The organism is Fibrobacter sp. UWCM (genome assembly GCF_900129735.1).
In the GTDB taxonomy this organism is placed as follows: domain Bacteria; phylum Fibrobacterota; class Fibrobacteria; order Fibrobacterales; family Fibrobacteraceae; genus Fibrobacter.
The window spans coordinates 23,932-34,185 of record NZ_FQWR01000026.1 but is presented as its reverse complement, the minus strand read 5'-3'; the positions used below and the strand labels follow the sequence as shown (position 1 = coordinate 34,185).

General features: G+C 47.0%; 10 protein-coding genes. 1 reads left to right on the top strand and 9 read right to left on the bottom strand.

What is annotated here, in order from left to right; genetic code table 11:
* Positions 1-314: 314 nt before the first annotated feature.
* The 4 genes from BUB22_RS13970 to BUB22_RS13955 all read right to left on the bottom strand — a co-directional run bounded on the left by BUB22_RS13970 (position 315) and on the right by BUB22_RS13955 (position 4,153).
* A complete protein-coding gene (locus BUB22_RS13970; protein WP_073116050.1) occupies positions 315-695 on the bottom strand; it encodes a hypothetical protein in 381 nt (126 codons plus the stop codon).
* Positions 696-1,001: 306 nt separating this feature from the next.
* Positions 1,002-2,690, bottom strand: a complete 1,689-nt coding sequence (locus tag BUB22_RS13965) for a S8 family serine peptidase (RefSeq protein ID WP_073116048.1) — start codon at positions 2,688-2,690, stop codon at positions 1,002-1,004.
* Between the two features lies 1 nt (position 2,691).
* The gene (locus BUB22_RS13960) at positions 2,692-3,357 is read right to left on the bottom strand and encodes a hypothetical protein (protein ID WP_073116046.1); all 666 of its coding nucleotides are present in this window, start codon (positions 3,355-3,357) and stop codon (positions 2,692-2,694) included.
* Positions 3,338-4,153 (bottom strand): TIGR02147 family protein, encoded by an 816-nt coding sequence (locus tag BUB22_RS13955; protein ID WP_083535557.1) that lies wholly within the window; start codon positions 4,151-4,153, stop codon positions 3,338-3,340. The genes BUB22_RS13960 and BUB22_RS13955 overlap by 20 nt, the downstream gene beginning before the upstream one ends.
* A gap of 322 nt (positions 4,154-4,475) precedes the next feature.
* On the opposite strand from BUB22_RS13955, the gene BUB22_RS13950 reads away from it, so the two are divergent.
* Complete coding sequence (locus BUB22_RS13950) at positions 4,476-5,840, top strand: ATP-binding protein (protein ID WP_073116062.1); 1,365 nt, start codon at positions 4,476-4,478, stop codon at positions 5,838-5,840.
* 29 nt (positions 5,841-5,869) lie between these two features.
* Here the strand turns inward: BUB22_RS13950 and BUB22_RS13945 are convergent, their stop codons facing one another.
* From BUB22_RS13945 to BUB22_RS13925, 5 genes are all read right to left on the bottom strand, one after another.
* Complete coding sequence (locus BUB22_RS13945; RefSeq protein WP_175547304.1) at positions 5,870-6,610, bottom strand: hypothetical protein; 741 nt, start codon at positions 6,608-6,610, stop codon at positions 5,870-5,872.
* Positions 6,611-6,838: 228 nt separating this feature from the next.
* Entirely contained in the window at positions 6,839-7,681 is an 843-nt protein-coding gene (locus BUB22_RS13940) for a hypothetical protein (RefSeq protein WP_139259017.1), read from the bottom strand.
* 316 nt (positions 7,682-7,997) lie between these two features.
* Positions 7,998-8,852 (bottom strand): nuclease-related domain-containing protein, encoded by an 855-nt coding sequence (locus BUB22_RS13935; protein ID WP_073116040.1) that lies wholly within the window; start codon positions 8,850-8,852, stop codon positions 7,998-8,000.
* 24 nt (positions 8,853-8,876) lie between these two features.
* Positions 8,877-9,674, bottom strand: coding sequence for a YggS family pyridoxal phosphate-dependent enzyme (locus tag BUB22_RS13930; protein ID WP_073116038.1), 798 nt, complete (start codon positions 9,672-9,674; stop codon positions 8,877-8,879).
* Between the two features lie 72 nt (positions 9,675-9,746).
* Positions 9,747-10,193, bottom strand: a complete 447-nt coding sequence (locus BUB22_RS13925; protein ID WP_139259016.1) for a hypothetical protein — start codon at positions 10,191-10,193, stop codon at positions 9,747-9,749.
* Positions 10,194-10,254 lie beyond the last annotated feature (61 nt).

The window sequence follows — 10,254 nt, the reverse complement described above, 5'->3', positions numbered from 1 at the left end:
TTATGTAATATATATCAAAAAATAGAACAAAGTAAAGAAAACACAATCGTTGATAATTATTTTACATCAAGAATCATTTTGTAGCGAGACGAAATAATTTTCTTATGCATAGAGGCAAAGTCACGCTCAATTTTATCACATAAATTATGTTCTAATCGCTCGGGGTAATAACCAACTTCGCTAAATTTATTTTAGGCAAAAGTTCGTCTCGTATATTCAACAAAACTCTAATCCCACTTTTTACTAATAATCGGTTTTTCAATTAAAGATTCCTTGTATTCGGCTTGCCCGCTTCCCTTTTTTACATATTATCATCACCACTCAAATTCATCAATGTTTTCATTAGTTGCGAGGTACGCTATCGCATTGGCACCGATATGGGACTCATCCGACTGAATCTGGTTTATAAAATAACGTAAGCACTTGAGCTTAACATCAGAAGACAATTCTTGAACAAGCATAGAACCAGCACAAATAGTCAAACGATAACCATTCATATCCGACGCCTGATCTTGAAACTGCGAACTCGAAAAGCCAAGCGTGAAGGAGCCATCGGAAGAAATACCCGTTTCCGCAACCGTTCGAAAAACGCCATTCTTCAGGTTATCGGCATACACCTTACCCTCGTAAAATGGGATGCCGTTTTTGTTGAGCGTTCCGGAAACAATCCAATAGTTAGGTACGGGATAGGGCATTACGGCTCCTTTGTTATAGTCTTAAATCTATACACGAATTGCCGCCCAGTCAATATTTTTGATACAAAAATATCGATTTATTTATTTTTCGCCGATATTTTTTCGCAAAATTTTAAATTTCAAAAATTTGAATACGCTTTGAATACGGCAAACCCTATAGCTCTATATCAACCTCTTTTGATTCTTTCCATAGGAGCAAATGTATCAACAACATTTTTTACAGTTGTGCCATCGCTATGTGTATAACTTATAAATATCTTTACCGACATAAATCCTCTCTTACTGATCTGTTTTTTAACCAATTACTTATTCATACCACATATTATAACCCAAGACTACATTCCCTGTACCAGAATTTGCATAACGCTTTATCCTAATTTTCAAGTCACTATTGGAATTCGCATAGAAATCAACAACTTCGAACGGGTTTTTAGCACTATTTGAATATGCAAGAGTCACACCATCCTGTACTACAAATAAATCGATATCTTGAGGAATCGTCTTATTCATATAAATATATCCACCAGGCATAAGCCAAGAGATGGCAATTCGGTACCTCTTGGCTTTTATAATGCTCGACTCCGTGAATACTATGGAATCGCCCGTAAAGCAACAAGAATTAACACCACGCCAATATCTAGAGCGAGTATTCCAGCCAAGATCCTCATACAATGGAATCCCATGTGCAGCGATACTTGAATTGTCCAAATCATGAGAGGTCGCATTCCCAATCATTTTTGTACTCCCCGTAATCATCAACGCTTTTGCCATCTCTGGATGATGCTTGAAAAAAGGATGCTGGTGAAAAACATCTGCCATAACCCCCGCCGAGAAAGCTGTAGCAGCGCTCGTCCCTTGCACTGTTCCATTATATGTTTCGCCATTATCATCAACAAAATTGGCGTCATTCGGGAAAGAGAAGTAATCGTATGTTGCAATTTCTGGTTTATGGTTATTTATTTGAGAATTTTTCCAGCGCGAAAATGTTTCATAATTATTTGTAAAAGGGTAAACGCCCCCAACCGTAATGGCATTTAGTGCCTTTCCCGGAGTTGTCACATAAAAAGATCCTGTAGGAGACGTTTGGTTCCCAGCAGCAACAAAAGACGTAATATCATTTACATAAATGAAATTATCTAAATTGCGATCATTTGTTTTGTATGCAGAGTCCTCGCCTATAAAATAGGAATGAAACCCTACTTCTATCTGTGGATAAGAAGCAACATTCGGCGACTCTCCTTGTGCATACTGGTACAAAACCGCATTGGGTGCCGTCGTCTGAAAAATACGTACCATAGACGTTGCATGTTTCGTGACTCCACTAGCACATGTGCTAGTCTGCACAAAATTAGATGTGTTTATTACAGATGTTTTGGGGCAACCATTTTCAGCGATATAAACCCCTATTCCGCTACCATTGTATCCATTTGTATGCGCCCATGTAGACACGCGTGTCGTATCTAAAATTCTCGTATAAACAGCAGCATCCTCTGCTTCCATAACTTCGCTAATGTGAACCGGTTCCGAACCATCCAGCAACGAATAAATTTCTTCAGCAGTCAGCACTGCCGTATAACTCGGAATATAGAATGGTTGATTCGTCTGTATGCTATCAAAATAATTCGTTTCAGAAATAGGCACTCCATTCAGCCAATAATGACGTACACCATTTTCATATCGATATTCCGCGGATATAGTGCGTTCATCTTTTTCGGGGATATTTAAAGAAGAAACCTGAACATACATTCTCGCTTGGCGAAGGACTAGTGATTGTGCGTTTGCAATACGATTCGACTTAACTCTTCTGCCCAAGGCATCGTAGTGTGCCGACACCGAATCCTCACTCCAATCTAAATTTCTTGAAGATTCCAAAAATTCCTGAACTTTTGGCGAAACAAAACTATGGGGTTCATAAGGTGGCAAATACGAGACTTTTTCTTCGCCCGCACACACTGCCAAAGAAACGAGACTTATTCCTAGCATCAATCTTTTCATTTTACCGATTCTCCAAGCACCAGTTTTTCATATTTTCGGCATAATTATTCAGTAATGTTTCAGCATTCGTCAAAAGATGCCCTTTTGATGTAGAGCACGTCAAATGCAAACTATTTTCCGCACAATCCGCTTTATGAGAATATAAAGACCCACCCCCATTTTCACAGTTTTGCTCAAAATCAGACAAGTCCTTCTCACAGCGGGCAATGTCATCATTATAATCATTGTCCAATTTTTCATGATAAACAATTCCTTGTTCATCTGCGGTCAGAAAAAAAGTTCGTGTATAGTTATCCCCAATCGGAATATATTCTATAGTTCGTACACCGAAATCTAACTGGTAAACACCGACATAGCAATAAGAAAATAGATTATCTTCTTCGTAAACAAAATAATCATCCTTTTTTCCCTTAAAACCAATTTCAAACCAATAAACGGTTGAATCAATTCTTGAGCTATCTATATCCGCGAAACCCGCTTCAGCAAATACCTTCATTGAATCAACTTGATGTTCCAAAATAGCCTTTTCATCAGCAGAAACCTCCGCAATCGAATTATCATCGACAGTTCCTCCTGCAGTAGAGGATTCTGAACAACCAATAAAGGCCAAAAAGAAAAAACAATTTACCAGGAGGGCTAATATGTTATTATATGTGCGATTTTTCATCTTCGCCTCCTACAATCTTATGTGTTAAAGGGAAAAGTTGCAGGTTGAGCCGCAATACACGCTCCACCTTGTCGTCGTTAAAGATTATGCTCTGCACCTGTTCGCGGCACTTGCGCAGCACCTCGACAATCTTGCCGAAGGCATCGTCCGAAACGCCCATGGTAATGCCCGAGACAAAGCGCTCGTCTGCCGGGACGCTGTCAAGGGTTTCGGCGGCAAACTGCGCCATCTGCCTATTCATGGAGCGGACCGCCAGCGCCATCAACTGCGTATCGCCGGCCAGCAACTTGTCCGTCTGCTCGTATGCCCCCGGACCCGTCTTCTTGAGGAGCCCCGCCTCCACCTGGAAATCGATGGAATCCTTCACCTCCTTCGCCGAGACCTCGTGGAGGCACTTCTGCGCGATTTCCTTCGGCATGGCCCCCGGCATGGCCGGCGCGAGTTCACGCACCACCGGGTGCACCCAGGAATCATAGTACTTGTAGGCATCGGTGCCGACATGCACCAACCTGTTCGCGCTCGCGATGCTCTCCATCTCGGCAAAGGCGTAGCGCCGCTTCTCGTCGGTCTTGGCCTGGGCGTACTGGACCATGTTGAAAAAGTAGTCGCGCTCAATACCGACAAACCCGAACGCGTCCGCCACCTTGACGGTCGCCTTTTTCCCGAGGTTCGCCTTGCCCTCACAAACCTGCTTCAAGAACACGGGCGAGGTAAACCCCGCCATCCTTGAAAAGTCGCGCCAGGAGAAAACGGACGTCCGCTTTTTCCAGTCATAGAAGTTTTGCAGGTAGCACACCTATAGTCTTGATACTGCAGCAATGGGGCCATATACCTATGAATCTAGGTTCCAAGCTCCGTTTTGTCAACATTTTTTAATACAAAAGTTCCGTTTTTATTCAAAATTGTTGAATTTTTCACAATTTTTCGCAAATCTCAAAAATTTGGATACGCTTTGAATACGGGAAAGGGGCAGGGCGCCCCTATCAAAGAACAGCCTGGCAGAGCCCCAAAAATGTTGAAATTATGCGCACTATTGGCGTTTCTTATAAAAATCACCTTGCGCACTATTGGTAAATAGTATATATTTTACTTTGCGCACTATTGAAACGGAGAAACCTGTGGAAATTCAGAGAAAAGCCTACAACCGTCTTGTGAAATGGAAAAAAGAATCCAACGGGAAGAGCGCCCTGCTGATAGAAGGGGCTCGTCGAATTGGCAAATCCACCGTGGCCGAGCGGTTCGGTGAACGTGAATACAAGTCGTATATTCTTGTTGATTTCAACAAGGCCTCCAAAAAGGTTCGCGATAATTTCGAGACGAACCTGAACAACCTGGACATTTTCTTCCAGGTCCTGTCTCTGGAATACAATAAGCCGCTGTTCAAGAGAGAGTCGCTGATCATCTTTGACGAAATCCAGAAATTCCCGAAGGCGCGGGAATCGATAAAGTACCTTGTGGCGGATGGCCGCTACGATTTCATCGAGACGGGGTCACTGATTTCTATAAAGGAAAATGTCGATGACATAACAATCCCCTCCGAAGAAGAAAAACTTAAAATGTTCCCTTGCGATTTCGAGGAGTTCGCCAGGGCCTTGGGCGAAGATGTCTTGCTTGAGTATATTGGCAAGTGCTTTGCCGAAAAGAAACCTTTAGAAGATCATTTTCATAAGCGTGCGACGCGCCTTTTCAGGGAGTATATGCTGGTGGGCGGCATGCCACAAAGCATTGTTGCGTATGTAGAGAACAATCGGGACTTTTCGAAGAGCGACAAGGAAAAACGGAAAATTCTGGACCTCTATCGCGACGATATCAGGAAGGCATCTAAGCGTTACAATTCCAAGGTCTCCGCAATTTTTGAAAACATTCCGGGTTACCTTTCAACCCACGAGAAAAAAATTGTCCTTACCGAGATTGACAAGTCTAATGCGGCGACATTCTCCAAATATGACGAGCCGCTCTTTTGGCTTGACGACTCAATGATTTGTAACCTTTGTTATAAATGCGATGATCCCAATGTCGGCTTCGCTTTGAACAAGAACGATTCGTTGGTCAAGTGCTATCTGTGCGATACGGGCCTTTTAGTGAGCCTTGCTTTTAGCGAAAACGAGATTGCGTCGAACCAGTTATATAAGGCCATCATGGACGGCAAAATCTCGCTGAACGAGGGAATGCTGCATGAAAACATGATTGCGCAGATGATTCGGGCCAAAGGGCGGAAACTGTTCTTCTATACGGAATACGATGCCGCAAAGCATCGCAATTCCATGGAGATTGACTTCTTGATTTCTAATGAAAGCAAGGTCAATTTCAAGGTGTTCCCGGTAGAGGTGAAGTCTTCGAAAAATTATACGACAACATCACTCGGCAAGTTCAAGGATAAATTCAAGAAACGCATAGGCGAGTCCATTATAATCCATCCGAAACAATTTGCGGTTGATGACGGGGTAATGAAGGTCCCGTCGTATATGGCCTGGTGTATTTAGCGAATGATAGACTGAATGATGGCAAGTGCTTAGTACAGCGCGATTACGCCGAAGCGGTACTTCTGCCAGCCGCCATTGCCCAGAAAATCCTCGGGCGTGTATTCGGCATAGAAGCCGACGGGGCTCTTCAGCTTTACAAAGATGTTTACGCCAAGCGTCGTCACGTTCTTGCGAATGGCATACGCGGGCATGTTCTCTTCATTGAAAGAGAGGATATCAACAAATATAAGGTCGTCTTCCGAAGAGCCGCCATCATTCATGGCCATCCTCTCGTAGTTCATGTAGGCGCCAAGGGTAATACTTTCCCCGAGATCGAACATGACACCGCCGCCAAAGTTGTACAGGATGAAAAAATCAAAACGGCCGAGGGAATTGTCCGGCTCGGGTTCCAAATCGCTATCCTGGCGGTTGGGGTAGAAACCCCCGACAAACGACGCGCCCGCACCCAGGTAGAGCGGGCCCAGCCACTGCACAAAAACAGGTCGGATGCCGACATCCATCGGGATAGAAACCGGGAGCGAGAGGAAAAGGCCGCCCTTCTGGCCCAGCACGGAATAGTCCATCGAGGCAAGGCTCGCCTTAAAGTTCTCCGTAAAACCATGCACGTGCATGTCGCCATGCGGAGCTTCTATAGTGTGGTCCGTACCTGCGAAGGTCGTGCCCACCTCCATAAAGCGGAATGTCTTTTCTGCCGTGGAATACCGGAGCGAGGCCGCCTCGCCCACCATGTTACCCGAAGAGGTAACGGCACAGCCGGTAAAGTTCAGCACACAAGCAAAAAGGACAAATATAGGCAGTTTCACAAAAAACGATTTCATAATAAACTCACATTGCGCTTGTCCCGAAAAATATATGTTTTTGGGGAGCAAATTGAGCATCGCCAATCAGCGAATAATGCCGCTTATCGGGAAAACGGGCTATTTTTACAGGATGTGGAAAAGGCTGCGCCCGTTAAAGCGCAGCCTCTCGTTTCCAGGGAGTAATACAATTCTTCTAGGTTACTTGCCGAGTTTCTTCACGGCTTCCTTGCGGAATTCTTCCATAATCTGGTCGATGGCGAGGTTGTAGGCCTTCACGGACTTGTCCTCGCGAAGGTTCACGTAGTCGCCGTTGACCTTTGCGGATTCGCTACCCTCGACCTGCTTCCAGCCACGGTCGGTGAAGAGCACCTTTTCGCCGTTCTTGTCGATCATGGCGACATTCACGAGCACGATCGGGGTCACGTTCCTCGTAATCTTGGTCATCATGCCGGTTTCGTAGTAGAAGTAGTATTCGGCAACGACGATGGCATCGACACCGAGAGACTGGCACATCTTTCCGAGTGCGCGGTGTACCGGGGCTTCGATGCGTTCGCCGTTCACCCAGGTATTGCCTTCGGGGTCAACCTTGTCAAAGGAGAGTTCGTACATGCCCCTTGCAGGCACGCGGCGCTTGCCGTCGCGGGGAGCGACCTTCTCGGCAAAGCCCTCGACCTTTTCCCAGGTATCCTTGTTCTCGAAGAAGGCCTTCACTTCTTCGTTGTTGTTCACTTCTTCGAACGGGATGACGCTCCAGCCATCAATGCCGTTGAGCACCTGGAACAGCGCGTTCGCACCGTGAGTCGCGATATTCACCTGCGGCTCGTTAATCATCTCGACGTTGTCCTTGATGATGTTGCCCACGACAGAGAGGAGAGTTTCCTTCTTGCCCTTGACGACTTCGATATCTTCGTATTCCTCGCTACCGGTGACGCTCAGGATGGCAACCTTCTTGACGTTTCCGATATCGGGCTGCTTGACATTCACGCCGGCGCAGGAGCACAGCAGGAACACAAAAGAGCAGAGGGCGATTAGCTTTTTCATCATTTTCTCCTTATAGGATTTAAAAGTTCTTTGTTCTCGTCTTAACCCGGCAGCGAATTTAGAAAATAATTTGATTCCTGTCACAGGATTTTGACTATTCTGTTGTATATAATTACAACAAGTTAACATATTTTTTTCTTACTTTAGGTGGAATGCTTTATTTTGTAAGAAAAATGTATGATGATTACGGGTGCGAGATGCGTTTGCGGGGAAGTGATGCGCGGGGATAAAATGTTTATTGTGGGGATAAGATGTTTATTGTGGGAGTTGAATGCGCGAGTATAAAAAAGTTTTTCGAGGGGACAAAATGTGTGCGTTATGTTGTGTGCAATTTTTGAACAGACTTCACGTGATTCTGCCGGACGCTTTCGGGAACGTTCACGCAGGGCTGCAGCGCCTGCCACCACGATTCCAGCGTGCGGGAATCATACACCTGCGGGCGCGAACTGAATGCATGCTCGAGCGATTCGCGCAGTTCGCACAGGTGAAGCACCCGCCAACCATTCCCGTTGTTGCCAAACTTGCCACTGGCAGGCACGTTCCTGAGCGTACACCTGTCGCTGAACACCACGAAGGAATATATGCTCGCGCTCTCGAGACGAACTTTCAACTGCCGGAGAAGCGCCCCCATGTGGCCCGTGTTCTGCCGGATGGGGTTATACAGCGTGTGATGCACCCGCGGGCCCAATTCCTGGTTCCAGCGTTCCACATCGAGGTCGCCCTCGATTTCGCCGGAGATGTTCTTCGTTTCAAAAACATAGATGCCCGTAACGTGCAACAGCACCGTATCGATTTCGGTATAACCCGAATGCGTCGGGATAAAAACGTTCTGCAATATGAAATGCTTTCGCCTGTCACCGGAAGCCGCCCGCGCTACGAGCGCCGACGTGGCCGCCTCGCCGAACTTTCCGTGAACGTCATCGGCCAGGGCGGCCTCGAGCCCACGGGCCTTGCGCGCATCGACCGGAGGGCGGTCCTCCTGCCGGAACTGCACGTCGCGCGCATTCCAGTAGCCCGCGCCGTCGAATCCGTTACCTGCGGGCGACTTGCCGGAAGCGCGCCGGCCGGGCCGACCTTGCCGTGAATCCCCGCGATGCCCGCCCTTCCGCCGCGTCAATACGAGCAGCAGGAATATTGCAATGAATATGGCGGCAAGGAGCGCGGAATTCATGAGAAGTTTCTGCGGGGAAAAACGCTACACCGGTTTGCTGTAGTCGCGTTCGCCGAAGAGGGCCGTGCCCACGCGAATCATCGTGGAGCCTTCTTCAATCGCGACTTCCAGGTCGCCAGTCATGCCCATCGAAAGCTGGTCGAAGTTCGCGAACACGCCACCACGTGCCAAGAACTTGTCGCGCAATCCGCGGAGGAACGCGAAGCACTCGCGGGAATCCTCGGCGACACCCGTGTTCTTGCCGATGGTCATGAGCCCGCGGAAACGCAAATGCGGGAAGTTTTCGCTCTTGCCGTCGGAAGCGGCGCCCGCCTTTGCGGCAAGGTCGTTCAGGAATGCTTCGGCCTCGTGCACGTCGAGCCCGCTCTTCGTTTCTTCTTCGCCAGCATTCACCTGGAAAAGGATATCGAGAATCTTGCCCTGCTCGCCGCTTCCGCCGTTCTCTCCGGGGAGTGCCGCGCAGACGCGTTCCAGTTTTTCCACCGCCTCGATGCTCGCGATGGAATGGATGCAGTCGGCCACAATCGCCGCCTTCTTGAGCTTGTTGCTCTGCACGGGGCCAATCACGTGGCAACGCACGCGGCTCCCGTCCTTCGCCATGCGCGGCGCAGAGAACTTGAGTTCGGCTTCTTGCACGCGGTTCTCGCCAAAGTCGGTCGCACCCAGGCTGATTGCATTTTCCACGGCTTCTGCCGGGTGGAACTTGCTCACCCAAACGAGTTTTACCGATTCGCGGCTACGGCCCGCAATCTTGCAGGCTTCCGCAATCCTTGCCTCGAGAGTAGCAAGGTGTTCACGCATTTCTTCGAGAGTGAATTCCATTTTACGCCTCTAATTTTCCAACGCTCAAATATATAAAACGAAACGGGCCATCATCTGACAAGAAAAGCATTTCTATTCCAGGAACTTCTCTTTCTCGGACCGCAATATTGCTAATAAAGAAATCAAGAAAAATGCAAAGAAAACCGAAAATGGAAAAAGTCCAAAAACCGGCAAAAATACCAACAACACCAAAAAGAGAATAAATCCCGGCAAGAAAGGAACCAATACAATCATAAACAACTTTCTGAAACTAATCGGTTGCTTCCAAAGTTTTCTATATAGCAGCGTCAACGGTGCGCCCAAGGATATCGGTACAAAAAGGAACAAGACTCCCGCCGCAAAAAAATGCGGACCGAGATCGACTGAACTTTTATCTTCTATAGCCAAGTATTGCGCTTCAAGAATACCCCATACCACGGCAAAGATGATTACAGGCACAAGGAAAATAACCATATCCACAATCATGCAGACAGTGACTTTCCCTTTATCTAAATCATACAATCGTTTATTCTTATCCATCGGCTATCAAAATACAAAAAATCCCCGGAACGCACCGGGGACAATAAATGTACCTATCGCG